General features: G+C 39.4%; 25 protein-coding genes. 11 read left to right on the top strand and 14 right to left on the bottom strand.

The genetic code is table 11. From position 1 onward, the window contains the following. Window positions 1-20 precede the first annotated feature (20 nt). The 6 genes from gyrA to ACFSKV_RS03585 form a co-directional block, all read right to left on the bottom strand. Window positions 21-2,507 (bottom strand): DNA gyrase subunit A, encoded by a 2,487-nt coding sequence (gene gyrA, locus ACFSKV_RS03610; RefSeq protein WP_380800451.1) that lies wholly within the window; start codon window positions 2,505-2,507, stop codon window positions 21-23. Window positions 2,508-2,601: 94 nt separating this feature from the next. Next, complete coding sequence (locus ACFSKV_RS03605; RefSeq protein ID WP_380800450.1) at window positions 2,602-3,585, bottom strand: hypothetical protein; 984 nt, start codon at window positions 3,583-3,585, stop codon at window positions 2,602-2,604. Window positions 3,586-3,829: 244 nt separating this feature from the next. After that, window positions 3,830-4,312, bottom strand: coding sequence for a hypothetical protein (locus ACFSKV_RS03600; protein WP_380800449.1), 483 nt, complete (start codon window positions 4,310-4,312; stop codon window positions 3,830-3,832). Window positions 4,313-4,467: 155 nt separating this feature from the next. Continuing rightward, entirely contained in the window at window positions 4,468-5,121 is a 654-nt protein-coding gene (gene rpe, locus ACFSKV_RS03595) for a ribulose-phosphate 3-epimerase (RefSeq protein WP_380800448.1), read from the bottom strand. Between the two features lie 53 nt (window positions 5,122-5,174). Further along, a complete protein-coding gene (locus tag ACFSKV_RS03590) occupies window positions 5,175-6,821 on the bottom strand; it encodes a S8 family serine peptidase (protein ID WP_380800446.1) in 1,647 nt (548 codons plus the stop codon). Then, a complete protein-coding gene (locus ACFSKV_RS03585) occupies window positions 6,808-7,494 on the bottom strand; it encodes a hypothetical protein (protein WP_380800444.1) in 687 nt (228 codons plus the stop codon). The genes ACFSKV_RS03590 and ACFSKV_RS03585 overlap by 14 nt, the downstream gene beginning before the upstream one ends. Before the next feature lie 84 nt (window positions 7,495-7,578). On the opposite strand from ACFSKV_RS03585, the gene trpF reads away from it, so the two are divergent. From trpF to ACFSKV_RS03570, 3 genes are read left to right on the top strand one after another with little or no spacing between them, the layout of a single operon-like run. Beyond that, complete coding sequence (gene trpF, locus ACFSKV_RS03580) at window positions 7,579-8,205, top strand: phosphoribosylanthranilate isomerase (protein ID WP_380800442.1); 627 nt, start codon at window positions 7,579-7,581, stop codon at window positions 8,203-8,205. Between the two features lie 35 nt (window positions 8,206-8,240). Then, a complete protein-coding gene (gene hemF, locus ACFSKV_RS03575; RefSeq protein ID WP_380800441.1) occupies window positions 8,241-9,143 on the top strand; it encodes an oxygen-dependent coproporphyrinogen oxidase in 903 nt (300 codons plus the stop codon). A 12-nt stretch (window positions 9,144-9,155) separates the two neighbouring features. Next, window positions 9,156-9,752 carry a phosphatase PAP2 family protein gene (locus tag ACFSKV_RS03570; protein ID WP_380800438.1) on the top strand — a complete coding sequence of 199 codons (597 nt, stop codon included), beginning with the start codon at window positions 9,156-9,158 and terminating at the stop codon, window positions 9,750-9,752. Window positions 9,753-9,954: 202 nt separating this feature from the next. Here the strand turns inward: ACFSKV_RS03570 and ACFSKV_RS03565 are convergent, their stop codons facing one another. Then, on the bottom strand, window positions 9,955-10,542 hold the full coding sequence (locus ACFSKV_RS03565) for a riboflavin synthase (protein WP_380800437.1): 588 nt from the start codon (window positions 10,540-10,542) through the stop codon (window positions 9,955-9,957). A gap of 115 nt (window positions 10,543-10,657) precedes the next feature. Here ACFSKV_RS03565 and ACFSKV_RS03560 point away from each other — a divergent pair, with 115 nt between their 5' ends. The 5 genes from ACFSKV_RS03560 (at window position 10,658) to ACFSKV_RS03540 (ending at window position 14,195) form a co-directional block, all read left to right on the top strand. After that, entirely contained in the window at window positions 10,658-11,314 is a 657-nt protein-coding gene (locus tag ACFSKV_RS03560) for a protein-L-isoaspartate(D-aspartate) O-methyltransferase (RefSeq protein WP_380800436.1), read from the top strand. 80 nt (window positions 11,315-11,394) lie between these two features. Next, on the top strand, window positions 11,395-11,931 hold the full coding sequence (locus ACFSKV_RS03555; RefSeq protein WP_380800433.1) for an acyl-CoA thioesterase: 537 nt from the start codon (window positions 11,395-11,397) through the stop codon (window positions 11,929-11,931). Window positions 11,932-12,275: 344 nt separating this feature from the next. Next, window positions 12,276-12,836: a hypothetical protein gene (locus ACFSKV_RS03550; RefSeq protein WP_380800431.1), complete on the top strand. Its 561-nt coding sequence runs from the start codon at window positions 12,276-12,278 to the stop codon at window positions 12,834-12,836. A gap of 1 nt (window position 12,837) precedes the next feature. Next, a complete protein-coding gene (locus ACFSKV_RS03545; protein ID WP_380800429.1) occupies window positions 12,838-13,161 on the top strand; it encodes a DUF3817 domain-containing protein in 324 nt (107 codons plus the stop codon). Window positions 13,162-13,172: 11 nt separating this feature from the next. After that, window positions 13,173-14,195, top strand: a complete 1,023-nt coding sequence (locus ACFSKV_RS03540; protein ID WP_380800427.1) for a hypothetical protein — start codon at window positions 13,173-13,175, stop codon at window positions 14,193-14,195. 351 nt (window positions 14,196-14,546) lie between these two features. Here the strand turns inward: ACFSKV_RS03540 and ACFSKV_RS03535 are convergent, their stop codons facing one another. From ACFSKV_RS03535 to alaS, 7 genes are all read right to left on the bottom strand, one after another. Further along, entirely contained in the window at window positions 14,547-17,006 is a 2,460-nt protein-coding gene (locus tag ACFSKV_RS03535; protein ID WP_380800426.1) for a leucine-rich repeat domain-containing protein, read from the bottom strand. Further along, a complete protein-coding gene (locus ACFSKV_RS03530; RefSeq protein ID WP_380800425.1) occupies window positions 16,993-17,832 on the bottom strand; it encodes a hypothetical protein in 840 nt (279 codons plus the stop codon). Before ACFSKV_RS03530 ends, ACFSKV_RS03535 begins: the two co-directional genes overlap by 14 nt. After that, a complete protein-coding gene (locus ACFSKV_RS03525) occupies window positions 17,829-18,407 on the bottom strand; it encodes a hypothetical protein (protein ID WP_380800423.1) in 579 nt (192 codons plus the stop codon). Before ACFSKV_RS03525 ends, ACFSKV_RS03530 begins: the two co-directional genes overlap by 4 nt. Before the next feature lie 21 nt (window positions 18,408-18,428). Beyond that, on the bottom strand, window positions 18,429-18,899 hold the full coding sequence (locus ACFSKV_RS03520) for a nucleoid-structuring protein H-NS (protein ID WP_380800421.1): 471 nt from the start codon (window positions 18,897-18,899) through the stop codon (window positions 18,429-18,431). Window positions 18,900-19,166: 267 nt separating this feature from the next. After that, entirely contained in the window at window positions 19,167-20,285 is a 1,119-nt protein-coding gene (locus tag ACFSKV_RS03515; RefSeq protein ID WP_380800420.1) for a redoxin domain-containing protein, read from the bottom strand. A gap of 1 nt (window position 20,286) precedes the next feature. Continuing rightward, window positions 20,287-21,747 carry an Asp-tRNA(Asn)/Glu-tRNA(Gln) amidotransferase subunit GatB gene (gatB, locus tag ACFSKV_RS03510; RefSeq protein ID WP_380800418.1) on the bottom strand — a complete coding sequence of 487 codons (1,461 nt, stop codon included), beginning with the start codon at window positions 21,745-21,747 and terminating at the stop codon, window positions 20,287-20,289. A 93-nt stretch (window positions 21,748-21,840) separates the two neighbouring features. Then, the gene (alaS, locus tag ACFSKV_RS03505) at window positions 21,841-24,462 is read right to left on the bottom strand and encodes an alanine--tRNA ligase (protein WP_380800417.1); all 2,622 of its coding nucleotides are present in this window, start codon (window positions 24,460-24,462) and stop codon (window positions 21,841-21,843) included. A 119-nt stretch (window positions 24,463-24,581) separates the two neighbouring features. Here alaS and ACFSKV_RS03500 point away from each other — a divergent pair, with 119 nt between their 5' ends. From ACFSKV_RS03500 to ACFSKV_RS03490, 3 genes are all read left to right on the top strand, one after another. After that, on the top strand, window positions 24,582-25,559 hold the full coding sequence (locus ACFSKV_RS03500) for a M23 family metallopeptidase (RefSeq protein ID WP_380800416.1): 978 nt from the start codon (window positions 24,582-24,584) through the stop codon (window positions 25,557-25,559). A 101-nt stretch (window positions 25,560-25,660) separates the two neighbouring features. Continuing rightward, window positions 25,661-26,041 (top strand): transposase, encoded by a 381-nt coding sequence (locus ACFSKV_RS03495; protein ID WP_380800414.1) that lies wholly within the window; start codon window positions 25,661-25,663, stop codon window positions 26,039-26,041. Then, window positions 26,038-26,583: DDE-type integrase/transposase/recombinase (locus ACFSKV_RS03490; RefSeq protein WP_380800413.1), on the top strand; the 546-nt coding region annotated here is incomplete at its 3' end. The genes ACFSKV_RS03495 and ACFSKV_RS03490, both read left to right, overlap by 4 nt.

The raw sequence follows: 26,583 nt of genomic DNA, 5'->3' as shown, positions 1-26,583 counted from the left end.
TGTTTGGTTCTGTTTAAGTTCTATTCTTTTTCCGTTGAAACCTGCTCTTCTTCCTCTCCTTCTTCTTTTTCAATTTTCTCCACAGAAGAAATGGCATCACCTTCACTGATTTTAATCAATCTTACCCCCTGGGTAGCTCTACCCATAACCCTAAGTTCGGACACAGGAGTCCTGATGGTAATGCCTGATTTGTTGATAATCATCAAATCATCTGAATCCACCACTTCTTTGATCGCTACCAAATTACCTGTTTTCTCGGTAATATTCATAGCTTTTACCCCTTTACCTCCTCTATTGGTTATCCTGTATTCATCCAAAGGAGACCTTTTACCGTATCCGTTTTCAGAAACTACCAAAAGACTGGCATCTTCTCTCGAAGCACATACCATGCCAACCACTTCGTCTTTAACATCACTTAACGTAATTGCCTTAACTCCTGTAGCTGTCCTACCCATAGGCCTCACCGTTGACTCATGGAAATGTATCGCACGGCCAGATTTTGCGGCGATAATGATATGGGAATCTCCATTAGTCATATCTACCCGCAAAAGCTGATCATCTTCCCTGATATTCAAGGCAATAATTCCATTGGACCTTGGTCTGGAATATTGTTCCAAAGTGGTTTTTTTGATAATACCCATTTTGGTCACCATCACCAGATAGTTGTTATTGATATAATCCTCATCATTCAAGTCTCCAACCTGAATAATGGAACGGATCTTGTCGTCAGGTTCAATATTGATAAGATTCTGGATTGGCCTGCCTTTGGAAGTCTTGGAACCTTCTGGAATAGCATAAGTCTTTAACCAGAATAACTTTCCATGATCTGTGAATATCAACAGATAATTATGGGTTGATGCCGTAAATAAATATTCCGTCCAATCATCCTCCTTGGTAGTGGCACCACGGGAACCAACTCCTCCCCTTCCCTGAGTTCTGTATTCATTCAGTAAGGTCCTCTTCACATAACCTTGGTGGGAAACGGTAATTACCACTTCCTCATTAGGTATCATATCCTCATAGCTGAAATCCTCGGCATTGTGTTCAATGACTGTTCTGCGTGGGTCATTGTAACGCTCCTTCATCTCGGTTAGCTCATCTTTGATGATCTGCATTCGCCTCTCCTCACTGGCAAGTATGTCCTTCAAATCCACAATTAAAGCCATGATCTCCTTGTATTCTTCCTGGATTTTTTCACGCTCCATGCCAGTCAGACGCTGCAACCTCATATCGAGTATGGCACGGGCCTGGATTTCACTAAGCCCGAATCTTTCCATCAATCCGTTCCGGGCAGTTTCAGGATCCCTTGAACTTCTGATCAAGGCAATAACCTCATCCAGGTTGTCTAAAGCAATGAGGTAACCTTCCAGAATATGTGCCCTTTTCTCAGCTTCCCTCAGTTCATATTCTGTTCTCCTAACCACCACTTCATGTCTATGGTTGACATAATGGTGGATCATATCTTTTAAATTCAGAGTCTGTGGCCTTCCTTTAACCAAGGCGACATTATTCACTGAAAATGAAGTCATTAACTGAGTCTGCTTGTATAGGTTATTCAATACCACATTGGGTATAGCATCCCTTTTCAACTCATAAACGACCCTCATGCCCTGCCTATCAGATTCATCCCGAATGGCAGAAATTCCCTCAATCTTCTTTTCCGTAATTAACTGAGCGGTTTTTTCAATCATATTGGCCTTATTGACCAAATAAGGAATCTCTGTAATAATGATAGATTCCTTTCCGTTATCCTTGGTTTCAACCTCTGCCTTACCACGTAAGATAATCCTTCCCCTGCCTGTTTCAAACGCAGCTTTCACCCCATTATAACCGTAAATAATCCCACCTGTGGGGAAATCCGGAGCTATGATGTGCTCCATCAATTCAGATACAGTAATATCTCTATTATCAATGTAGGCGATGATTCCGTCCACTACTTCACCTAAATTATGGGGAGCCATATTAGTAGCCATCCCTACGGCAATTCCTGATGCCCCATTCAACAATAATGCAGGAATTTTAGCAGGCAATACAACCGGCTCTTTCAGGGAATCATCAAAATTAAGCTGGAAATCAACCGTCTCTTTATTGATATCAATCAGCAACTCCTCAGCAATCCTCTTCAACCTGGCTTCAGTGTATCGCATGGCTGCAGGATTATCTCCATCCACCGATCCAAAGTTCCCCTGCCCATCTACCAATGGATACCTCAATGACCATGGCTGGGCCATTCTTACCATAGTTTCATACACAGCAGAATCGCCGTGCGGGTGATATTTACCCAAAACTTCCCCAACTATCCTGGCCGATTTTTTAAATGGTTTGTTGTGCAGAACTCCTAATTCCTGCATCCCAAAAAGTATTCTTCTATGAACTGGCTTTAATCCGTCTCTTACATCCGGAAGTGCTCTGGAAACAATGACCGACATCGAATAATCGATGTAGGCCCCACGCATTTCCTCTTCAATGTTAATTGGTATAATGTTTTCTTTTTCTCCTTGCGCCATATTGCTTGTACATACTCAATAAGCCGGCAAGTTAGTAAAAAGTTAACGCTTTTGAAATATAATATTTGGTCTTTGGACCTTATTTATACAGGAATTAATACCATTGTCCGACCTTCCTGTTCTGAAGGTTAAAAATAGAACTTCCCCTATATTCTACCCCATCATGTAAGTGCTTCATTACCACACCACAACCTGGCACTTTACACCTTTTGGTACCGGGAAGGTTGATGGAAAAACCAACCTGCGCTATGTACAATGTCTGCTTAAGGTTTTGAAAATATGCCAAATCCTGAGACTGATAAATGAAATTCCTAAACTCTGCACCCGTTTTAATAAATATTCTTGAATATTCTGAAAATTCTCTTTCTATTCTTAAACCTACTCCATAGTATCCATTTCCGTCTGTAAGAACCCTGTCATCAAAATTCTTTCTGATCATCAAATTGCCAAATTCCCCTTCAAGTAAAAATTTCCAAGGATAGTTTTGTCTGATCCTTTGGTTTTTCTCGGACTGCATATACCAATTGCTTGATGCAAATTTTCTATACCTCCAATTAAGAAACTTCGCCCTTTTCCTGGAATCATAGAGTACCAATGCAACAGTACCATAAACCTTATCAAAAGTATAATTGCCCCTTTGAAATGCAAACTCATAATCATTGCCCTTCAGGTTGGATACGGACCCAAACTCCCTTCCATATCCCCCTCCAATAGTAAGGGTATTGAACATATTTATCCTTACACCCACATTCAAAGGAAAGGCCATATTACCACCCCTAAACTTAATGGTGTCATCAGAGGTAAGTTCTCTTGGGTTTTCAAGGTTCTGATATTGTGAAATTGGATATTGGCCCGGTGATTCGGAATTAAAATCAATCAATTGGGTATGATAAGCCCCACCACCTGAAAATTCAAAACTGATGGTGCTCATGATATTGCGGGTAAAATTACCCACATTGCTATCAGATTTTCTTGAACGGTCCCTTGCTTTTGTATCGATACCAAAAATATCCTCATCCTGACCAAAGGCACTCCCCAAAAAGACAAAAAACAAAATAATCGGAATATACTTTTTCATATTTGAATCAAACGAATTCCACTCTAAAATTATTGCAATTTAAAAAACAAAAAGGCTTCCATCATTAGAAAGCCTTCTTAATTTTTATCTTCAGATTATCACCTTACATCAATTCAAAACTCAATGTTTGATGATAAAGAGCAATCTTTTATCGAATCAACATCCTTACACACCCTCCTAATTTATCCTTCCCCATAACGTCATTGGCTTTGGACAGCTTACCAAAGCTGACCCAATCTTTCAATTATTGATCAGCTGAAGAATCCTGCTTGATTTCTGCCACCAACGAATCGATTTTTTCCTTCACAGATGGATCTGCACTGATCGCCCTTCTTACTTTATTGTAGGTTGCAGCACCTAAAACCTCCTGATCCATAATCAACCCGGTCATATATTCTTTCACCTCATCTCCGATCGAATCAATGTAGGCCTGTATCTCCGAATAAGCAGTCTTTTCCTCGTCAGTAGCTTCAATTTCTTTTAATTTGTCCTCATTACCCCAGGCAGCTTTCAGCTCATTATACCTGGCACCACCTCCAATCACCTCATTTTCTTTGATCATCTCCTCCATGGTGGTTTGCTTTTCCTGAATAAATGCCTGAACCTTGGCCTCCATTGCAGCATATTTCACCAATTCTTCCTCGGTCACTTCTTCTGCCTCTTGCGCAAAGCCCTGCATACTTAAAATCCCCAACATAAGGACTGCGAATACAAATAATTTTCTCATCTTAATAATAGGTTTAAATTTGAAATTTTCCAATTTTTGACTTTACAATAAGAAGCATTAAACCCAAAATCACAAGAAAAAATCCAAAAAAATACCCTAAAAAAATGTTAAAAGGCAAATAATCCCAATTAAAGGTAATTTTTACACTGGCTTGATTATGAGATACTTTTAAGGTTTTTTATGGTATCCAAAGGGTTCTCGGAAGAGAAAACAAAACTTCCCGCGACCAGCACATCTGCTCCGGCTTCTTTCAACAATGGAGCATTGACCTGATTGACACCTCCGTCTATTTCAATCATAGTGGAAACTCCTTTACGGTTAATAATGGACTTTAATCTTTTGACCCTTTCGTAAGTATTTCCGATAAATTTTTGACCTCCAAATCCCGGATTGACGGACATCAAACATACAAGATCAATATCTTCAATGATATCTTCCAATAATTCCACTGATGTATGGGGATTTAAGGCCACTCCAGCTTTACAACCCAAGCCCTTGATATATTGTAAAGTTCTGTGTAAATGATTGCATGCCTCATAATGCACAGAAATAACCTCAGCACCTGCTTTCTTAAATGCTTCAAGGTATTGATCGGGATTTACTATCATCAAATGGACGTCCAAAGGCTTTTTGGCATGTTTTTTAATAGCCTCCATTACCGGAAATCCAAAGGAAATATTGGGTACAAAAACCCCATCCATAATATCTACATGGATAAAATCAGCTTCAGAGGCATTCAACATCTCCACTTCTTTTTGGATATTGGCAAAATCTGCAGCTAAAATGGAAGGAGCTATTTGTATTGACATTGGGGTAGTATGATTAATTTGCCTGCAAAAAAAAGAAAAATACTTTTGGCCACCTATCTTTTCATCAATTTTGTCCTTTTCACCTCATTACCTGTCTGCATTTCTAGGATATAAACTCCGGACGGAATTTCTGGAATGGAAACATAAAAAGGTTCCTGTACAGAAGTCCTTCTCACATTGGACTGTTGTAAAACCTTGCCCTGGGTATCAAATAAATAAAATTCACTTTCTACGTTGTTTCCAAAGCGGACAAAAAGATCTGTACCGTAAATCGGATTTGGAAAAACCTTCCAGCTATCCTCCTTTTCCTCTGTTTCAATTGCCAATATTTCCCCATAATAAGCTTTGAGAAAGTTAGGAATTCCAAAACCTATCAAATTATCAGGGTTTTCAGCCAAGGAACTGCTTTCCATGATCCGTTCGATCAACTCATCTTTTGTCCAATAGGGCTTCGCCTGCCATAATCCGGCTGCCAAGGCTGCTATTTGTGGGGCTGAGAAAGATGTACCGCTCGCTCTCCCCAAATTCCCGGTTGACCGGACCAACCAAACTTGTTCTCCATATGTAGAAACTTCGGGTTTTATACGACCATCAGCAGTGGGCCCTTGTGAGCTAAATGAAGCCCTTTCCATAGAAATATCCGTTGCTCCTACGGATAATATTCCTTTAGCATCCGCTGGAGCCGTGATGGAAGAAACGCCTCTATTGCCATAATTTCCAGCACTGGTTACCACCAAAATCCCTTTATTTCCGGCTACGGTAGCACCTTTACTGATCAGCGCAGTCTCTCCATCCAAATCCTCTAGAGAATAATCCATACTTGAATCATCAAAGTCCCAATAGCCCAAAGAACTGTTGATGATATCCACCCCCAGACTATCCGCGAATTCCGCCGCTTTCACCCAATTGTATTCTTCTATCCTATACTCTGTAGAAACTTCCTCTGTGATACAAAGGATATAATCCGCCTCGGGAGCACCGGCCAATAATACTTCAGGATCGTTGGAGGCCAATAAGGATAAGACATTGGTACCATGTTGGTTTTTGGAATAGACATTTTTATTCCAAACATGTACAAAATCCCTGGTCCCTATCAGCTGGTTGTTTTCAAAAAGGTGGGAAAATCCTGGAATCTGATCAACCCCTGGAAATCCGGCATCAAATACCGCAATGGTAATTCCTTTACCCCTATAGCCTTCTTCATGCATTTCCTGAATGCCTAAAAGACTGTTTTGATAATCAAATGGGGTTTCAATGGTATTATTATTGCTTTTGGAGTTCTTGTTGATACCGGATTTCCCATTTACCCTCGCACTTACCCTACCCTCCGGTACATACCCAAAAGCAACAAGCTCTACCTTCTCAACAAAATCCCAATTTTTAATTTCCTCCATATTTCCCTGATCTGCTATGACAATGGAGGCATTAAGCCAGTTGCTATGGAAAAGAACCTCTTGCACAAATGGATGTAACTGATCAATATATTTTTGTGAAACAGGTAAATCAAGACTATCCAATGCAATCCCATGCCTTTCCCGCCTTTCAATGGATCTAGGGGTCAGAAAAAAAGAAGGTTCCTCCAAGCTAAAAAAATCCTGTGGTTTGTATTTATAATGAACGGCATACCTGTTCTGACCAAAAGCTTGAGCTCCCGTCAAAAGCAATAGTAAACAAATAATACCCCATTTAAATCGTACCATACAACAGCATTTTTTGATGGGTCTTCCTACCTGAATCTATGATCATCTGGCCCAGGCAATCATTCCTTGAACAATAAGTAAAAACCTCATAATAATGTTCCACCAGACCTATACCTTTTGTAAATATTTCATATCTATTGTCCCTGAAGGTAATCTCATCATCATCCTCTTCCTGAAGTACTTTCAGTGATCTTTGTAAAAATTGATCCCCAATGGTAACATTTCCCATAAATTCAATTTCAAATTCATCGGAATCTCCTGCTGAATAAGCCATAGCATCCCAGGATAAACCCACTTCTGGAGGAAAAACCAAGTTGATGGTAAGTTGGTTTTCAAAATTTCTGATCAATGCCATTCTTTTGTACTGCATGGCATAATTGCCAATAATTTCCCAGTTGCTCAAATCAAGTGATTTTTCCCGCTTGACCACAAAAACTTCTTCATTTTCGGCATTTCTGTAACTGTAATCGATGATGTCCCTCAAATAAAATTCCTCAGTTTGACTGTCATTTTCACCGAAAACTATAGTTTCCTCTACCTCATAGACCCAGTAACGTCCAATTTCAAGGGGTTGATAATCCAGTCCAAAATCAGTAACCGGGTTCTCCGTTTCTCTACAGGAAGCAAAAAGAAAAATTAATGTTAAAAGACTGAATAATACTGCTGAGCGCATAAACCTTGGCTTAGATCAGGTCAAAAATACATTTTTAGATTGAAATCTTTTACCTTAGCGCTCATAAATTCAATCTTCTTAATAATGGCCTTAAAAACTTTTGTTAAAATCTCCTCTGTCAATAACCTTTCAGATGCACGTTATTGTTCTGGCATGCAGGTCAACCTGATGGGATTTAATTTGGAAGAAAGTAACAAAAACTATACCTCACCTGAAAAATTCAAAGAAATTACTGCCTGGCTTTCAGGATTGGAATTTGTAGGGGAATTTGAATTGAACCATCCTGAAAGGATCTTGACAGTGATAAAAGATTATCCTGAAATCCAACATATACAGATTCAGGAAGAAATTCACCTCAAGATGCTGGTTAATACCGGATTAGGATTGATCTATAAAAATCAAATAAGTACAGCAGAGGATCTGGATGAATTGATTCTTAAGGCCCCTTCTTTCAAAGACCACGGAGTCAAATTATTGCTGGTTTCTGCTGATTTGGAGATTGATGGGGAAATAAAAAGCAAAATAAAATCCTTGGCCGAAATCTGCCAGGTACTTCTCGGATTTGGTTTTTCTGCAGATACAGTTGAAGAATTGATAAAAGAAACGGGAGTTCAAGGTATTGAGATGGAAGGAGGTGAAGAAATCAAACCTGGATTAAAGGATTTTGATGAATTGGCTGAAATTCTTGAAGCCTTGGAGGTAGAAGATTGATTTTTGAAAAGACTTGATATTTGAATCAAAATTGAATGGATAAAAGTAAAATCACCCTGGACTTTATGCAGATCCAGGACCATATCTGCAAGGAATTGGAACTGGAAGACGGAAAAGCAAGGTTCAGGGAAGACAAATGGACGAGAGCAGAAGGAGGAGGCGGAAGAACAAGAATAATCCAAAAAGGAAACGTCATCGAAAAAGGTGGTGTTGCCTTTTCTGCCGTTGAAGGACCTACTCCCGAAAAAATACTCAGCAAACTTCAACTTGAAAAAGCGGATTTTTATGCCACTGGGGTTTCCATTGTACTTCATCCAGAAAGCCCAATGGTTCCTATTATCCATATGAACATCAGATATTTTGAAATGAGCAATGGGGTCCGATGGTTTGGGGGCGGAATTGATCTTACACCACATTATGTAGACCTGGATGACGCAAGGTATTTTCATCAGCAGGTCAAAGCAACCTGTGACCAGTACAACCCGGAATATTACCCAAAATTCAAAAAGTGGGCAGATGATTACTTTTTTATCAAACACAGGAATGAAACCCGCGGTATTGGGGGAATATTTTTTGATAGGATGTTCAGTGAGAATGCAGAGGAAATGGACTCTATATTTGAATTTGTAAAATCAATAGGTTACTTGTTTCCTCAGGTATATCGCTATTTTATGTCCAAAAATAAATCGATTCCCTACGGTGAACAGGAAAAGAAGTGGCAAGCCTTAAGGCGGGGAAGGTATGTGGAATTCAATTTGGTATGGGATGCAGGTACAAAATTTGGTCTTGACACCAATGGAAGAACAGAAAGTATCCTCATGAGTATGCCTCCTGTGGCCAATTGGGAATATATGCACCAACCTTCAGAAGGGTCAAAAGAAGCCATGACTTTATCTTACCTTAAAAAAGATATTGACTGGGTAAATACATATGCTTAATGCATTCTGTCTATGTTGGATAAGATAAGTAAATGGGACGAATCCCTCTTTCTTTTTTTAAATGGCTTCCATTCCGATTTCTGGGATCCAATCATGTTTTTGCTGACCAAAACCCAGCCATGGATACCCATGTACATCTTTTTGTCTTATTTGATTATTAAAGCATATGGAAAACAAAGTTGGTGGGTATTTATGGCTGCAGGGCTGACAATCTTGTTTGCTGACCAAATTGCTTCCGGTCTAATGAAACCTTACTTCGAACGCCTAAGACCTTGCCATGAACCCTTTTTGGAAGGCCTGGTACACAATTATGGGTACTGTGGCGGCGGGAAATTTGGTTTTGCTTCCTCCCATGCTTCCAATAGCTTTGGAGTAGCCACCTTGATGGTTTTGGCACTTTTTTTTAAATACCCTGCTGTTAAATGGCTTTTCCCTTGGGCGGTTTTCTTTTCTTATACCAGAATTTACCTGGGTGTCCACTATCCCGGAGACATTTTAATGGGTGCATTTATTGGAATACTCAGCGCCATGGTTGCTTTTTTTGGAATGAAAAAAATTCGGGATCTGATTTTAAAAAATAGGAAAAAGCCTCAACAACAACCCACCTAATTATCGGTAAACTTATTCGATCTTGTATCTTGTTTCTTTGGGCCTGTAGCTTGAATTTTGAATCTTGGTCCTTGGATTTTGACTTGGAGCTTGGAGTTTGGAGCTTGAAGTTTGGATTTTGAATTTTTGAAATTGGTAATTGATTATTGGTAATTAGTAATTGGTAATTGATCATTGATCATTGATTATTGATCATTCACTCCTAATACCCTCTAATAACCCTTTGGATATATTTACCTACTATATCAAATTCCAAATTCACCTCATCCCCTACTTTAAGTTCATGAAAATTGGTATGTTCATAAGTATAAGGTATGATAGCCACGGAAAACCTCCCATTTTTTGAATGGAAACAGGTCAGACTTGTACCATTTACCGTGATGGAACCTTTTTCCACGGTAATATTGCCTACAGCAGGGTCAAAGGAAAAATCAAAAATCCAGGAACCGTCCTCCACCTTAATATGCTCAACTTTCCCTATTTGGTCCACATGCCCCTGTACAATATGACCATCAAACCTGCCATTTGCCGGCATACAACGTTCCAGATTGACCTTTTTCCCAACTTTCCAGGATTTGAGGTTTGTTTTCCTTAAAGTTTCATCAATAGCTGTTACACGGTAACTGTCGCCTTCTATAGCCACCACCGTCAAACAAACCCCATTATGGGCAACAGATTGGTCAACTCTTAGTTCATGGGTAATGGCAGAGGTGATATGAAAGTGAAAGTTTGAACCTTCCTGTTCTATTTTGGTAATTTCCCCAAGGGTTTCAATAATTCCGGTAAACATTTTTAGAATTTAAATTGCAATATTTCAGACAGTAACCTTCTTGATCAAATTTTCACTCAAATTAAGCCAATTAATCTTTTAACTTCGCAGGTTTAATAAAAGTTTCTCCATGGGCATGTTGAAATTAGAAGATAGCTACCGTCACAAAGGTCAGCGAAAGGAATTGGTTAAATTGATCCGGTCAAAGGGTATCAAAGATGAGGCAGTACTGAATGCCATCAATACCCTTCCCCGACATTTTTTCTTTGATTCCGCATTGGACTCCCATGCTTATGAGGACAAGGCTTTTCCCATAGGAGAAGGACAGACCATTTCTCAGCCCTACACCGTTGCATTCCAAACAGAACTTTTACAAATCAAACCTGGTGATAAGGTTTTGGAGATAGGAACTGGCTCGGGTTATCAGGCAGCAATTTTACACTTATTGGGTGCGGAAGTCCACACCATTGAATACCAGAAGAAATTGTTTGATAAGACTAAGAAATTTTTGGGAAAATTGGGAATTGACCTACATTTTTATTTTGGTGATGGTTCCCTTGGTATCCCTCAGCATGCCCCATATGATAAAATCCTTGTGACTGCAGGTGCACCGGTGGTTCCAAAATCCCTGTTGCAACAATTGAAAATCGGAGGGATTTTGGTGATCCCAGTGGGTGACAGAAAAAAACAGAAGATGTTGAGGCTGACCAAAAAAACTGCCACCAAAATTGTACAAGAAGAATTTGATAATTTCGCTTTTGTTCCTTTGTTAGGCACGGAAGGGTGGAAATAACAAAATTTTATATTGATTTTTGATTCTATATTTTTTAAATAAAGATTTTAATTCTGTATTTTTGTTTAAAATATAATTTTATGACAAAGAAGAAATTGGCCAGGAATTCAGAGGTTATCATGACGGAAATGGTTTTACCCAATGATACCAATACTTTGCATAACCTAATGGGTGGAAAACTCATGCATTGGATGGACATTGTAGCCGCCATTGCCGCCCAAAAACATTCCAATAGAATCGTAGTCACTGCATCTGCAGACAGTATTTCTTTCAAACACCCGATCAGTTTGGGCAATGTAGTCACCCTAAAGGCCCAAGTGACCAGAGCATTCAACTCTTCTATGGAAGTTTTCATTGAAGTATGGGCAGAAGATATTCCTGCCAATAAAAAAATATTGACCCATAGGGCTTTTTTCACCTTCGTAGCGGTAGATCAAAATGGAAGACCAATAGAAGTCCCTGAAATTCTTCCTGAGACCCCGGAAGAAATCGAACTGTATGAAGGTGCCTTAAGGAGAAGACAGTTACGCTTAGTCTTGGCCAAAAGAATGGATCCAAAAGATGCCGTGGAACTGAAGTCGATTTTTGAACAGGAAGCCAAAGGAGATAAAGCGTAAAAAATTTCAAAATCAAAATTGAAAATTTCAAATTACAAAAAAGGAAAACAGCTTTAACCGGTAAAAAACCCTCTGGAATATTACAAATGGCAAAACCTGTGGGTTTTATTTTTTACCAGTCCCTCTGCCATAATAAATCAAATGATGAAAATGAAGTGACCTATTTTGATTTAATTGAAAAAACCGGGATAGATCAGGTAATTTTAATCAAAAAAAATTCGATGAAGAAATTGAAAATGATATGCGTTGATATTCGATTTGGAAAATAGAAATACCGGGTTTGGGTATCCGATTTGGAAAACGAATTACTTTGGCTTTTGATTTTTTTTCTTCAATTTAGTCGCATGGAAAATATGGGAATTCAACAGTTGGGATTTTTTTTGGACAGTGAAATCTATGTGATTCCTGAAGAGCTTCATTTACTGGTTGATCTTGGTAAAGACAGCACTTTGTCCTCCGAAAATCCTTTGATATCCATGGTTTCAGAACCTGGCTTAGAAGAAACAGAAGAGCAGGAATTTAGCCTTGAGTTTGAAGGGGGTTTTGAAAAAGGGGTTTTGATTGGATTTGAGGGAAATGAACTGTATGAAGTCCACAAAGATTTACTATTCAAAATATTAGGTGCTGTGGGCTGTTCCTTGAAAGACATTGCTCTGACAAATTCCATCCATATTGAATCTGTATCCATGGATAGTATTTTGGCATTGGGCCCTTCCAAAATCATTCTTTTTGGCCTTTTCCACCATGATATCATGTCCAAAAAAATCAATAATTATGAAATCAGACAGGAAGATGGGGTTGAATATTTATTTGCTGACGACTTGGGCCAAATTTCTGAAAATGTAGCCTTGAAAAAATCCTTATGGACAGCCCTTCAGATCCTCTTTAACATTACCAAAAAATAAAATGATAGTCACAACCGAAAAAGCCAAGTGGTTAAGAAGATTTAAACTGATCAGTATCATTGAAGGGATTTCGTTCCTTGTATTACTTTTCATAGCTATGCCCTTGAAATATGTCATGGATATGCCTTTGGCAGTGACATACGTTGGGTGGGCGCATGGTATCCTTTTCATCATCTATATTTATGTTGTCTTCCCCACAGCAAGAAAGGCTGCGTGGAATTTTACCAAAACATTTTTTGCACTTGTTGCTTCCATCCTACCCTTTGGTCCCTTTGTTTTTGATAAATATCTTACCAAAAAGGAAAGAGAGTTGGCATCATCCTGAATCCCTGAATCATGGCATTGATCAGTAAGAAAAAGATTATTTATCCTGTAAGCCTGAAACTAAGGGAATACCTCCAGAAATATGGAAGGGAAGTAGATTTTCCGATTCATTATGCAGACTTGCTGAGATATAGTTCTTCTGTCCCACTTTATGATTCAAAAGGAAATGATACACTTTGGGAAACGGTGCTTTTTTCAGAATCAGATAGGGAGGATATTCATTATGAAGTAAAAAAAATATATGCCCTTTTGAAAGCTGAAGGTGACATCAGTGTTATGCAGCACCTTTATGTGGACCGGATTGACCTTTGTGTCTATGGAAACACACAGCCTTTCCGCATCAGGATTGTCAACAAGATCAACGATAATTTTGATTATTTCTATGTCAAAAGGGCCGATGCATCCAGGGTTTATGGCCTGGAACTGGAACATCTTCTTTCTCCCAACAGGATTAATTACTTAGTCCATAAAAACACCCTGATTGAAGAACATATTGCAGGCATACCTGGGGAACAGTTTATCAGACAACATATCTCTGACAAACTATTGAACCCGATCAGGCTTGCCAAAGAGTTTGTGAAATTCAATGAACGCTGTTTTGTCCGGCTTTTGGGGGATATGCACTCCTCCAATTTTGTCATTGTTGTCACCCCGGATTTTGAAGAAATCCATTATAGGATTCGGGCCATAGATTTTGACCAGCAATCCTTTGAGGGTAAAAAATCAATTTATTTGCCGCAATATTATAAACAAAACAATAAGTTGATTGAATTGGGCATCAAACACATCACCTCAGAATCCATGCGGCAATACCAAAAAGAGGAAAGGGCTTTGATCGCATCAAGGCTGAAAACTTCTACAAGGGAAATTGAAGACCTTTTGCACAGTATGGAAAATGATGTGATTTCTACACAGGAAAATATTGACAGCCTAAAGAAAGATCTCGCCAAACACTATAAGGACAATGATTTTTTGAATTGCAAAAATATGGGTCAGATTCTGAGAGTAAGCTTATCCCAGGTATTGAAAAAATAAAGCAAAATTCAAGTTTTAAACTTCAAATCCAAAAATCCAAAGGTACCATGTACCAAGTTCCAAGATATAGAGACCGATTTCCAAAGTTCAAACAATCCGAAATCCAACTTCCAACATCCAACATCCCCCTTCCGACATCCGACATCCAACTTCCAACTTCGGACTCAGGTCTAATGCCCTTAATGAAAACCTTAATTCCTTAAATTTTTAATGGGGTTTTCTTCCACTTTACCAAGAGATGTTTCGCTGTGCTCAACATGACGTAGACTAAACATCCGACTTCCAACATCCCACTTCCTACATCTCACTTCCGACATCCGACATCCCACTTCCGACATCCCACATCCTACCTCAATAAAACCTCACCTCACAGTTTGGATAAACTCCTCTGAATGAATCCACAGCCTTTTTGTTCAACCGGGTATTAAAACAGATCAAACGCTGAATATAAACCATGTTCATGATGGGCTTCAAGGATTTTACATTGGTATTTGCAATGTCCAATTCCTTAATTTCTCTTAAACCTTCCAATCCTCTCAACAACTTGATATTGGTACCGGAAAGGTTCAAATGGGTCACATTGACCAAATTGGAAAGAGGCCTTAAATCCTCGACTCCTGTATTAGAAAGATCCAATACCTTTAGATTTACCAATCCTGCCAAAGGAGAAATATCTGAAACCGGCGCTTGTGACAGCTTTAATTCTTCAAGTAAATCCATTCCCGCCAGGGCAGTTATATCGGTTAAAGGAACATCCACTACTTCCAGTTTTCGCAGATTATTGAATATTATAATGGGTTCCAGATTCGAAATTGATGCTTTTTCAATTTTCAAGCTAGAATTCGCAGTCCAGCGGTGTAAGGTTTCTGCATCTTGTTCAGGATCATAATTCTGGATAAAATTACCTGCAATTGTCCTTCTCCAGGTGTCTGTCAGCATATCCCACCACAATTTAAGGGAATCTGACCTGTAAATGATATTGACTTGGGGATTGGCCTCCAAAAATTCAGGTATTTCCTGAATATTGATAAAAGCTTTATCCACGTTCAGGTAAGTCAATTCAGGCAAACCTTTTAAATAACTGATTCCATCTACAGGGGTATTGGCAAAATTTAAATAAGTTAGACCCATGAGATTCGCTAATGGCTGTAGGGTTTTTACTTGTGTATTTTTACCTGAAATTGAGGTAAGGGTTTTGATTTCCGAAAGTGGAATAAGGTCCTGAACCTGCGTGTCGTCAAAATTCAATTTACTGATTTTCCTGAATTTCAAAACCGGTCCCAAACTATTGATACTACTTCCTGAAAGGTCCAATGAATCCAATCCAACTGTATAGGAAAGATCTTCCACCAATGGTATACTCCTAGAAAGTGCCGGATTTTGCTTCACAAGGATTTCTTTCCAGGACTCAGGCAACGCATCCCACCAAGTCTGAAGGTTTTCAGCATGATGGATCAAGAGCACCCTGCGGTTTCTTCTTGAAAATTCATCTGCATCTGTCTCAGAAATCCTGGTCCTGTCCGCATAAACTCTTTGAAGGGCTAATTTATCGTTCAGTGGAGAAAGATCAGAAACTTCAGTAACATTGATATTAACCATTTTAAGGTTTTCAAGTGCAGAAAGTGAGCTCAAATCCACAATATTGGTCTCTTCCAAATTGATAGATTCCAGATTTTTAAGATCTGCCAACATTTCAAAATTGATCAGAAAATTATTACTGATATCCAAATGGCTGAGTTTATCCAATTGGTTAATATTCTCAATATTATTAAATCCACTGTGATGTAAATTTAACGAACGAAGTGCTTCAAACGAATTGAGCACATCAAACCCCATGATCGGAGTATTGGAAGCTTCCAAGGTATGAAGCTGTTTAAGGTTGCCCAATTCACTGATATCATATATTGGAGTTTCCGAAATCACCAAGTGTTCTAATCTATCAGCATATTTAATAAACTGAATATCTTTAGTTGGGGTGTTTGAAATATTCAAATAGCTCAAAAAAGTGACATTGCTGATTGGGTTGAGTTCTTCAATTTTAGTATTGCTGATATCGATGTATTTCAGATCTCTCAAAGCTTCGATAGGTGCCAAATCAAGCACAAACTCATTTCCTGATAAATTAATGCTGTCTATGGAACTGATCTTATAAAGGTGATCCAGTGTGATTGAATCTTCTTCTGAAAGTCCGATTTTTGAACGGAAATAACTTTCCCAAGTATAGGAAAGGCTGCCCCACCACTCTTCAAGTTCCTGATCCCTGCTTAATTTGGTGGTATAAATACTTGCTATTTTGAGTTCATTGGATCTTTTGTCCACATTAACTTCTACGAAGCGAGGCTTGGTATTTGTAATGCCCTCATGGTTTAGCCCTATAGCGGTAAGGGTCCTATCCATGGAAACCAAAAAAGACAATTCCCCATTATCCCTCACAAAAGGTTTTATTTCCCTGATTTTGAATTTAAAAGCCGCATCATTAAAAAAGAAATCCACATCCTTTAAATAGGCAGTAATATCCTTATTGGTGATCACCTTTCTATCCAACAAAAGGTCATCTTCAACCTGAACTTTTCCATCCCTAAAAATTTTTTGATAGCTCTCCCGGATGATGACATCCTTATCACGATTGGGCGTTTCATGACTACCCAATGTATTCAGAAAATACTCCAAAAATTGGATCTGATCCTCAACTTTAGTGCTGAGATCCTTGATTTCCTGTTTGGAATATCCTGCCATATCCTGGCCATAGGAGATCCTATTCAAGCCAAGAAAAAACAAAAATAATGAAAGAAATATACTATTTCTGATCATAGATATATCTTAATAAGGTTTCTTTATCACCTGGCTTTAGCTTCACCAGGTTACTCATAAGCCAACCTGTATTAAAACCCGGTCTATTGTATTGATTAAGTTCGAAATACCAATTGTTGATCTGAAAAAAGTGAAACTTCACATCCATAACTGTCTCAAACTTGATATTGCCCCTCTTCATTTCATACAGAAATAAAGTCAGGTAATCTGGCTGGTATTCTTTTGGAGTAAAGGCCTCTGGGGTATCAGAATCCTGAAATGCTCTCCTAAGATTCATAAAACCAAGTTCATGGCTAAGGGGATGCAAAAAACTTTTCGCCTCTCCCTCTGGCTTTAAGAAAATGTCTTTAAAGGGTTGAAAAACCACTTTGTCTATAACCCATTCATATCCCAGCCCTTCTGGCTGGATCTTTAGAAAAAGAGTTACATCTTCTCTTTTTCCGCGGTATGTAAATACTGCACTAACTTCAGCAAACCATCCTTCCCTATGAAAATTAATGTATTGTGGCATTACCTCAGAAAGAACTTCTGACATAAATTCCCTCTTCGTTTCATTAGAGATTCCCGAAGTTTCATTATCAAAAAGAATGCTGATAAAATTCCCCCTCAACTCCCTGTCCCGGTACATAGGATCGCCTTCATAATAACGCTTGGTACCATCTGCACTTTCTTCTGCGTTAAACCTTCTAAAAAATTGATTTACTTGTTTGGTGGAAGCGGCGAATCTTCCATCATCCTTTGGCTGGCCGGGGCTATATAAGCCTTGCCCCGGTACCAACTCTAAGGATATAATCAACAATAATAAAGATAATATTACTTTTCTCATGCGGAGGTTTCAGTCACACGGATATCTCCCAGCATCACGTCCCAGAACTCAATCGTTCTACCAGCAATTTGGGTTTGTTTTTTCTCAACGTAGATCGTGATGTCTTTTTTAGTGGTGTCTCTGTAATTCAGGCCTGTTTCCAAAGAAGTTCCTTCAAATCTCTGATATACAGTCACTACACCAACATATCTTCCGTCAGGCTGTCTTTCAAGGTCAGAAATGTAGTGAATATCATACCAGGTGATATTTACCCTGTCATAATTTAATGCCATCAATCTTTCGAAATACCTTCTTACTTTGTAATAAGCAATTTCTTTTCTGCTCAATGAGGAAACACCCATCTCAGCACCCGGAGCAAATAATTCTTCCGCGCGGTCCATTACACGGTTAGCTTCAGAAAACTGGGTCTCTTTGCTTCCTATGATGCTGATGTATTTACTCAAATCCTTCACTTTTTCTAAAGCAAGAGAGTCAATTGCCTGCTTTCTGGCCGGGCTGATATTGTCAGACTGTGCTACTGATACTGCTGCTGTAGCCAAAAACAACAACAGGAATAATGGAATATATTTTTTCATGGTTAAACTGATTTCTTAAGATTATTTTTTACGACGAAGTTCCAATTCTGATACCCTTCCACTTCCATCTAGTCTGATATCACTGATGAAATTCAGGTTTTTCTTAGTGTCTTTTAGGTAATTAAGATATTTACTGATGGTTGTCGGCTCATCATAATCTTTAATTCCATTTTCTTCGTGAATTACAATCAATATAGGAGTTTCCTGATTGGAGAACATCGCCAAGGCTTCATTGATTGTTCTGTTGGCTGCGTCTACATTGGAGGATTGAGAAATACTGTTAAAATAATTTTCCAATTTACCTACCGCTACTTCTTCTGCAGAGGGTTGAGGTGCTGCTGGAGGAGGTGTTGGAGCTGGTTGGGCAACTGGTGCAGGTTCAGGTGCCGCTACAACTTTCTTTTTACTTTTACAGGCTCCTAAGGCTAACAAGCCAAAAAGAGCGAGAGTAAGCAGTCTGCTTACAGGTGATTGGATGGTTCTTTTTTTCATGATTGGTTTAATAAATTGTTGTTTCTTTCTCTTTCCTTGCTCGGGATCAACAAAAAGCATTCCATTGGATCATTTTGCTTGACCTTTTTGGACTTTTTTTAAATCAAAATGATTTTGATTCCCGCACACCTCAATTTCAATTGCGCAAATGTATATGAAAATAACATTACTTTGTACACAAGAAATTGAAGGAAAATAAAATTTATTTCTGGAATATAAAAGGCCATAATGTATATGATTATGACCTTTCTATCCAAACGGTATAAATTAATTGAAAATTTCTTTCAATTTGTTTTCCAAAGAAGGCCCTCTGAGGTCTTTTGCAATTATTTTACCCTCAGGATCAATCATATAAGTTGCTGGAATGGCATTGATCTGATAAAGTGCGGCAGCAGCTGAATTGAAATACTGCAAATCTGATACATGGGTCCATGTCAGGTTATCATCGGCAATCGCTTTCACCCAAGCATCTTTTGTCCTATCCAATGAAACACCAAATACCTCAAAACCCTGATCTTTATATTGATTGTATAACCTTACCACATTGGGATTCTCCTCTCTACAGGGCCTGCACCAGGCAGCCCAAAAATCAATCAATACATACTTGCCCCTAAGTCCTGAAAGACTTACCAATTCCCCATCTGGATTCGGGAGGGTAATCTCCGGAGCAACCTGGCCCACAGATAATGCCCGCATATCGTCCAACTGGGCCATCAAATTTTGAACGGTTTTGAAACCGGGATACTTTTCATTCATTTTGATCACCAATTCATCCAAGAACTGAAAATCTTTCTTTGAATTGATCATAGGAAGGCCAGCCAAAGCTGCAAAACTCCCATTCATTGTACCCAATAATGCTTTTAACTTTTCAGCATTTTCTGATTCCAAATTCAAGGCCTGCATTTGGATGTTCTTTATCTGCTCCTGGTTTCTGGAACTCATAGCCTCAAAATAGGAAGTGTTCAGGGCATTGATCTCTTCCTGATACTGGCCCATCAATCTTTCAATCTGCTGCAAATATTCCGAATCGGTGGACCCTTTTACTTCCAGGCTCTCCTCATTTGAAAAATCATAATTCACTTCTACATCTTGGTCATACAAGGCTAACCTGACTTCTTTTTTATCCATCAGGTTGATCAAATAAAAACCAGGCCCTTCCAATGTCAGAGAATAGTCAAATTTGCCACCACTCCCTACATTCAATTCAGCGATCATCTTGGACTGTTCATCCTCTATGGAAGATAAAGTTATTTTACCCTCGGGAGCATTTGCCAATTTTCCTGAAATTTCCACTTTTCCATTAAATTCCCTTTTTCCGCCATCTCCACAGGAATAAAGTGAAAATAAAAGTATCAGTACAAGGATGTTTTTTGCAATCTTCATCATATCAGTTTTCCAATAAATCTGTCAATAGTTTTGTTGCCACTTTAGGATCAGCTTTTCCATGGGATTTTTTCATCACCTGACCCATAAACATTCCCATCAGGCCTTTTTTACCGGATCGGTATTCCGCTACTTTTGCCGGATTTTCAGCTAAAACACTCTCTACCAAAGGAAGAATACTTCCCTCATCACTCTCCTGTATAAGATTCAATGATTGGGCAATTTCCAAAGGAGTCCTTTCCTTATTTTCCAACATGATAGGATATACCTTTTGGGAGGCCACTGAAAAACTGACTTTGCCCTCATCAACTAATGCGATAAGTTCGGCCAACCTTTTAGGACTGATCGGAAAATCGGAAATATGTAAAGTCAATTCATTCAAATAAGATTTCACAGGCCCCATCATCCAGTTTGAGGCGGCCTTATAATTACTGGTCAGACTACAAAGCTCATCGAAATAAAGGGCTATTTCCTTGGCATCTGTCAGAACCCCGGCATCATATTCAGGTAATCCGAATTCATGCACAAATTTATGGAACAATTCTCTCGGCAAAGACGGCATGGATGCTTTTACACTTTCCAGCCACTCTTCGGAAATGATGACAGGACTGAGGTCCGGCTCTGGAAAATATCGGTAATCATTCAGATCCTCCTTGGTCCTCATGCTGGAAGTAAGGCCCGTAGTGGCATCAAAGGTTCTCGTCTCCGATATGATTTCCTCTCCCTTTTCAATCATTTCAATCTGTCTTTCAAATTCATGCTCGATCGCCCTGGCCACATTTCGGAAAGAGTTCATATTTTTCACTTCCACCTTTTTGCCATAGTTCGTAGCTCCCTTGAGCCGCACAGAAATATTGGCATCACAGCGGAGTGATCCTTCTTCCATGTTCCCATCACAAATATCAAGATACCTGACGAGTTTCTTGATCTCAACCAAGTAAGCATAAGCCTCCTCAGAAGCACGGATATCAGGTTCTGAAACAATTTCAATCAAGGGAACCCCGGCCCTATTGAAATCTACCAAGGTATCTACTTCCCCGGCAAGGTGCATGGATTTGCCTGCATCCTCCTCCATGTGGATTCTGGTAAGTGCAATGGATTTTTTTGTCCCATCGCTTAATGTAATAGGCACTTCACCACCAACACATATGGGCCCTTTATCCTGCGTTAGCTGATACCCTTTGGGAAGATCCGGATAGAAATAATTTTTCCTCGCAAAAATATTTCTCCTCGTAATTTGGGAATTACAGGCCAAACCCATTTTCATGGCAAACTCAACTGCTTTGCGGTTGACTTTCGGCAAAGTACCCGGATGACCTAAAGTAATCACAGATATCTGGGTATTGGGGAGATTTCCGTATTCCGTAGAATCAGCAGTATACATTTTACTCTGGGTCAACAACTGCGCATGGACCTCCAGACCCACTACCAATTCATATTTATCTTTTATTTCAGCTGAAAGCATGTGAAATTAAACTATTGTTTCTGACAATTGCTTCAAAAATGGATTACAAATCAAGCAAAACCAAATTTGAAGTACATTATTCTCTCAATGGTCTCAAAAAAGAAGTTTCGCCTTCTCAATAACTTTGGTTAAGCCCTCCGGGTTTTTACCACCGGCAGTGGCAAAGAAAGGCTGACCTCCTCCCCCTCCCTGAATTTCTTTGGCCAATTCCCTGACTATATTACCGGCATTGAAACCTTTTAAACTCACCAGTTCTTCATTAATAATTACCGCAATCTGAGGCTTCCCATCTATGAGGGCTGCCAGAACAGCCACCAAATTATCCACCTCATTTCTCAATTCAAAGGCCAGTTTTTTCAAAGCCTCCGCACTGGGCAGTTCGATCTGGGAGATAATCAAGTGGTACCCATCCCTTGCTTCACTACTTCTGATCAGTTCATTTTTGAGTTCCCCTGCTTTTTGAAGATGCAAGGTTTCTATTTCCTTTTTAAGGTCATTTCTTTCCAGAAGCAGATTCTCTATGGATTTTTTCAGATCCTTTGGATTTTTCAATAAATCCTGAATTTCCTTAACCAAGGCTATCTGTCCGTTGACAAATTCTTCCGCAGCATTTGCAGTAATTGCCTCAATCCTTCTTACTCCTGCAGAAATTGATCCTTCGGAAACAATTTTAAATAAACCGATCACTCCTGTAGCTGAAACGTGTGTCCCGCCACAAAGTTCTACAGAGAAGTTTTTATCAAAAGTGATCACACGTACAAAATCCCCATATTTCTCACCGAACAAAGCTGTCGCACCCTGCTTTTTTGCCTCCTCTATCGGCACATTTCTACTTTCTCCCAAAGCTATATTTTCGCGAATCCTTGTATTGACAATATGTTCAACTCTGGCAATTTCTTCCTCAGTCATTTTCGCAAAATGGGAAAAGTCAAATCTTAGGATTTCCTCATTTACCAATGATCCTTTTTGCTGCACATGGTTCCCCAAAACCTCCTTAAGTGCAGCATGCAAGAGATGTGTGGCAGAATGGTTGTTCATGGTCATTTTTCTCTTCTCTTCATCCACTTGGGCATTAAAATTGGATGTCGGATCAGAAGGAAGCCTATCCACAAAATGGACAATCAGATCATTTTCCTTTTTGGTATCCAATACCTTGATCCGCTCGGAAGGAGTAGACAACCAACCTTGATCTCCTACCTGACCTCCACTTTCGGCATAAAAAGGCGTCCTGTCCAAAACTAGCTGAAACCTGTCTCCTTTTTTATCCTTTATCTGCCTGTATTTCACGATTTTGCTTTGGCTTTGCAGATAATCATAACCGATAAATTCAACCCCTTCCTCTTCATGAACCATCACCCAATCCCCGGTTTCCTGTTCTGCGGCAGCTCTTGACCTGTTTTTCTGTATCTCCATCTCTTCCGCAAATCCTTTTTCATCTACAGAAAAACCACTTTCTCTTGCTATGAGAGAGGTTAGGTCCAATGGGAATCCATAGGTATCATACAGCTCAAAAGCAACTTTTCCTTCAATCACATGTCGATTGGATTCTGCCATTTCACCTTTGATCTGATCCAGCTTTTTCAGACCATTGTCCAAAGTACGTAAAAATGAAGCTTCCTCTTCCATGATAACTTTGGCAACAAAATCCTGCTGGGCGGCCAATTCCGGAAAAACATCTCCAAAATTCTCAGCCAACAATGGCAAAAGTTCAAAGAGAAAAGGTTTTTGAAATCCAAGAAAGGTATAACCATATCGCACTGCTCTCCTTAAAATTCTCCTGATTACATAACCTGCCTTATTATTGGAAGGTAACTGTCCATCAGCAATGGTGAATGAAATGGCACGGATATGGTCCACAATTACCCGCATGGCAATGTCAGTTTTTTCATCCACCCCATATTTTTTACCGGATTTTACTTCAATGGCTTTAATAAAAGGAGTAAATACATCCGTATCATAATTGGAAGATTTATTCTGAATCGCCCTGACAAGTCTTTCAAAACCCATTCCTGTATCCACATGTTTGGCCGGCAGTTCCTTCAGGCTACCGTCTGAGAGCCTGTTAAATTGCATAAAAACCAGATTCCAGATTTCAATCACCTGAGGATGGTCATTATTGACCAAAGAATAGCCATCTACCTCTTTTCTTTCATTTTCAGGCCTAAGGTCAATATGGATTTCTGAACAGGGTCCGCAAGGTCCTGTATCTCCCATTTCCCAAAAATTATCCTTCTTACTACCAAAAAGAATCCTGCTTTCGGGTACAATAGTGCTCCAAATTTGGAAAGCCTCTGTATCCTTTTCCAACTTATCTCCTGTATCCCCTCCAAATACAGAAACATACAATCTTTCTTTTGGAAGCCCATAGACCTCAGTCAATAATTCCCAAGCCCATTCAATGGCCTCCTTTTTGAAATAATCCCCAAAAGACCAGTTTCCCAACATTTCAAACATGGTATGGTGATAGGTATCTACGCCAACCTCCTCCAGGTCATTGTGCTTTCCCGACACCCTCAGACATTTTTGGCTATTGGCTACCCTGGTAAATTTTGGGGTTTCATTTCCCAGAAAAAAATCTTTAAACTGGTTCATGCCGGCATTTGTAAACATCAAAGTAGGGTCATTTTTGACTACAATTGGTGATGAAGGCACATAATGATGTTGTTTTGACTTAAAAAAATCAATAAAAGTACTTCTGATCTTTCTTGCTTCCATGTAAGCTTTTGAATATGTTCGGATTGTATTATTTAATTTTATATCTTTGCAGACCTGGAATCAATCACCCCAAGTCCATTAGGGCTACAAAATTAGAAGTTTTACCCTTCAAAATTGTAATGAGTAGAATAAAATATTACTACGACCCGAAAACCTGTAAGTATGAAAGATATACCAGAAGTAAATGGGATATCGTACTTAATTCTTTAGGCTTCCTTTCTTTATCATCCATTTTGGCCATCATCTTCATTATTGTATTCAATATGTATTTTGATAGCCCAAAAGAACTAATGCTCAAAAAAGAAAATAAAGAGCTCAAACTTTACTATGGATTCCTTGAGGAAGAAGTAGGAAAGATGAACCAAATGCTTGCTGACCTTCAGCAAAGGGATGATAACCTTTACCGAATCATTTTTGAAACAGAACCAATCGCTCCTGAAATCAGACAGGCTGGCATAGGAGGTTCTGATAGATACCGCGAAATCAGGGAAAAAGGCCTGAATCAGGAAAAAATGATCATTTCCCTACACAGCAAAATAGATGCCCTGAAGCGTCAATTGTATGTGCAGTCCGTTAGCTATGATGAGGTTACTGAAATGGCACTGATGAAAGAAGAATACTGGGCATCTATTCCGGCTATCCAGCCTGTATTAAATGAAAATTTGAATCTTCTGGCATCTGGATACGGTATCAGGCTACATCCTATCCTGAAAGTTAAAAAGATGCATACCGGAGTGGATTTTACAGCACCTAAAGGAACTCCAATCTATGCTACCGGGGATGGTGTGGTAATTACAGTAAAAACAGTTTTTGGTGGGTACGGAAAGTATGTGGAAATCGATCATGGCTTTGGATTCGTTACCAGATATGCCCATATGAATGATTTTAAAGTCAGACAAGGTCAAAAAGTAAAAAGAGGAGACTTAATCGGTTCGGTGGGTAATACCGGTTCCTCTACCGCCCCACACATCCATTATGAGGTTTTGAAAGACGGAAAACATGTCAATCCTGTCAACTATTTCTTCAAAGACCTCACACCGGAAGAATATGACAAAATACTGGAATTGGCCTCCAAAGAAAACCAATCCCTTTCTTAAGGGGGATGTCTGAAGGCGGAAGGGGGATGTCGGATGTAGGATGTGGGTGTCACGTCCTGAAATAGCTTGACAGATTAAGTCAAACTAAAAACAGGAAAAAGATGACAAAAACGGTTCGAGAAATCAACAGGTACAGTATTAGCTTTAAGAAGCAAGTAGTGGAGGAGCTTGAAAAAGGAAGTTCCTATTCTTATCTTCAAAAGAAGTATGATATTAGAGGAGCGGAGACGATCCAGAGGTGGGTCAGGTCCTTTGGCAGGGATCATTTGTTAAACAAAAGTGTTAGAATAGAGACTATGGACGAGAAGAGAAGACTTAAGGAACTGGAAGAGGAGAACAAGAGGTTAAAACTGGTCCTGGCCGATTCGATAGTTGCCAACAAGATGCTTGAGACGCTGATAGATGTTGCCAATGATGAATACAAGACGGATTTAAAAAAAAACTTTGGCAACGGGCTGTTTCCAAAAGGCCTGAAGAAGTGAGCGTTAAGTCCGGTTGTACTTACTTTGGCTACAGTAGGTCAGCATATTATGGTTGGATGGACTCCAAGCTGAAGGAGGAAGCGCAATACGACCTGGTATTGGAGCTTGTCCGGGATCACCGGAGGACCCATCCGATGATTGGTACAAGAAAGCTTCAGGAGCTGATCAAAGAAGATACGTTGGGTTTAGGGATCAGCATAGGAAGGGACAGGCTCTTTGGCTTGTTACGTTCGGAAGGCCTGCTGGTCAAGCGCAAGAAGAAGTATGTTGTTACAACACAGTCATTTATGCGCTACAGTAAATATAAGGATCTGTTCAACGGTAAGGTCTGGACCTCTGCCCATCAGGCCTGGGTTTCGGACATAACCTATATCCGTGTCGGTGATTCCTTCAGGTACCTGTATCTTATTACCGATGCATACAGCAGGAAGATAGTAGGCTGGTATTTGGGGAATACACTTGAGTCAAAATGTGCTGTGGAAGCCTTAAAAATGGCGATAGGACAATGTCCGTCAACAGAAGGCATTGTTCATCACTCAGAT

The organism is Shivajiella indica (assembly GCF_042683085.1).
Taxonomy (GTDB): Bacteria; Bacteroidota; Bacteroidia; order Cytophagales; family Cyclobacteriaceae; genus Shivajiella; species Shivajiella indica.
The sequence above is the reverse complement of the archived record's forward strand: the minus strand, read 5'-3'. Positions and strand labels throughout refer to the sequence as shown.

Coding starts and splice junctions, on each gene's coding strand:
- alaS (WP_380800417.1), bottom strand. CDS start 24,462: ATGGAAGCAAGAAAGATCAGAAGTACTTTTATTGATTTTTTTAAGTCA.
- ACFSKV_RS03545 (WP_380800429.1), top strand. CDS start 12,838: ATGATAGTCACAACCGAAAAAGCCAAGTGGTTAAGAAGATTTAAACTG.
- ACFSKV_RS03500 (WP_380800416.1), top strand. CDS start 24,582: ATGAGTAGAATAAAATATTACTACGACCCGAAAACCTGTAAGTATGAA.
- ACFSKV_RS03605 (WP_380800450.1), bottom strand. CDS start 3,585: ATGAAAAAGTATATTCCGATTATTTTGTTTTTTGTCTTTTTGGGGAGT.
- rpe (WP_380800448.1), bottom strand. CDS start 5,121: ATGTCAATACAAATAGCTCCTTCCATTTTAGCTGCAGATTTTGCCAAT.
- ACFSKV_RS03520 (WP_380800421.1), bottom strand. CDS start 18,899: ATGAAAAAAAGAACCATCCAATCACCTGTAAGCAGACTGCTTACTCTC.
- ACFSKV_RS03585 (WP_380800444.1), bottom strand. CDS start 7,494: ATGCGCTCAGCAGTATTATTCAGTCTTTTAACATTAATTTTTCTTTTT.
- ACFSKV_RS03540 (WP_380800427.1), top strand. CDS start 13,173: ATGGCATTGATCAGTAAGAAAAAGATTATTTATCCTGTAAGCCTGAAA.
- hemF (WP_380800441.1), top strand. CDS start 8,241: ATGGATAAAAGTAAAATCACCCTGGACTTTATGCAGATCCAGGACCAT.
- ACFSKV_RS03535 (WP_380800426.1), bottom strand. CDS start 17,006: ATGATCAGAAATAGTATATTTCTTTCATTATTTTTGTTTTTTCTTGGC.
- ACFSKV_RS03590 (WP_380800446.1), bottom strand. CDS start 6,821: ATGGTACGATTTAAATGGGGTATTATTTGTTTACTATTGCTTTTGACG.
- ACFSKV_RS03565 (WP_380800437.1), bottom strand. CDS start 10,542: ATGTTTACCGGAATTATTGAAACCCTTGGGGAAATTACCAAAATAGAA.
- gatB (WP_380800418.1), bottom strand. CDS start 21,747: ATGCTTTCAGCTGAAATAAAAGATAAATATGAATTGGTAGTGGGTCTG.
- trpF (WP_380800442.1), top strand. CDS start 7,579: ATGGCCTTAAAAACTTTTGTTAAAATCTCCTCTGTCAATAACCTTTCA.
- ACFSKV_RS03600 (WP_380800449.1), bottom strand. CDS start 4,312: ATGAGAAAATTATTTGTATTCGCAGTCCTTATGTTGGGGATTTTAAGT.
- gyrA (WP_380800451.1), bottom strand. CDS start 2,507: ATGGCGCAAGGAGAAAAAGAAAACATTATACCAATTAACATTGAAGAG.
- ACFSKV_RS03555 (WP_380800433.1), top strand. CDS start 11,395: ATGACAAAGAAGAAATTGGCCAGGAATTCAGAGGTTATCATGACGGAA.
- ACFSKV_RS03570 (WP_380800438.1), top strand. CDS start 9,156: ATGTTGGATAAGATAAGTAAATGGGACGAATCCCTCTTTCTTTTTTTA.
- ACFSKV_RS03560 (WP_380800436.1), top strand. CDS start 10,658: ATGTTGAAATTAGAAGATAGCTACCGTCACAAAGGTCAGCGAAAGGAA.
- ACFSKV_RS03530 (WP_380800425.1), bottom strand. CDS start 17,832: ATGAGAAAAGTAATATTATCTTTATTATTGTTGATTATATCCTTAGAG.
- ACFSKV_RS03495 (WP_380800414.1), top strand. CDS start 25,661: ATGACAAAAACGGTTCGAGAAATCAACAGGTACAGTATTAGCTTTAAG.
- ACFSKV_RS03515 (WP_380800420.1), bottom strand. CDS start 20,285: ATGATGAAGATTGCAAAAAACATCCTTGTACTGATACTTTTATTTTCA.
- ACFSKV_RS03550 (WP_380800431.1), top strand. CDS start 12,276: ATGGAAAATATGGGAATTCAACAGTTGGGATTTTTTTTGGACAGTGAA.
- ACFSKV_RS03525 (WP_380800423.1), bottom strand. CDS start 18,407: ATGAAAAAATATATTCCATTATTCCTGTTGTTGTTTTTGGCTACAGCA.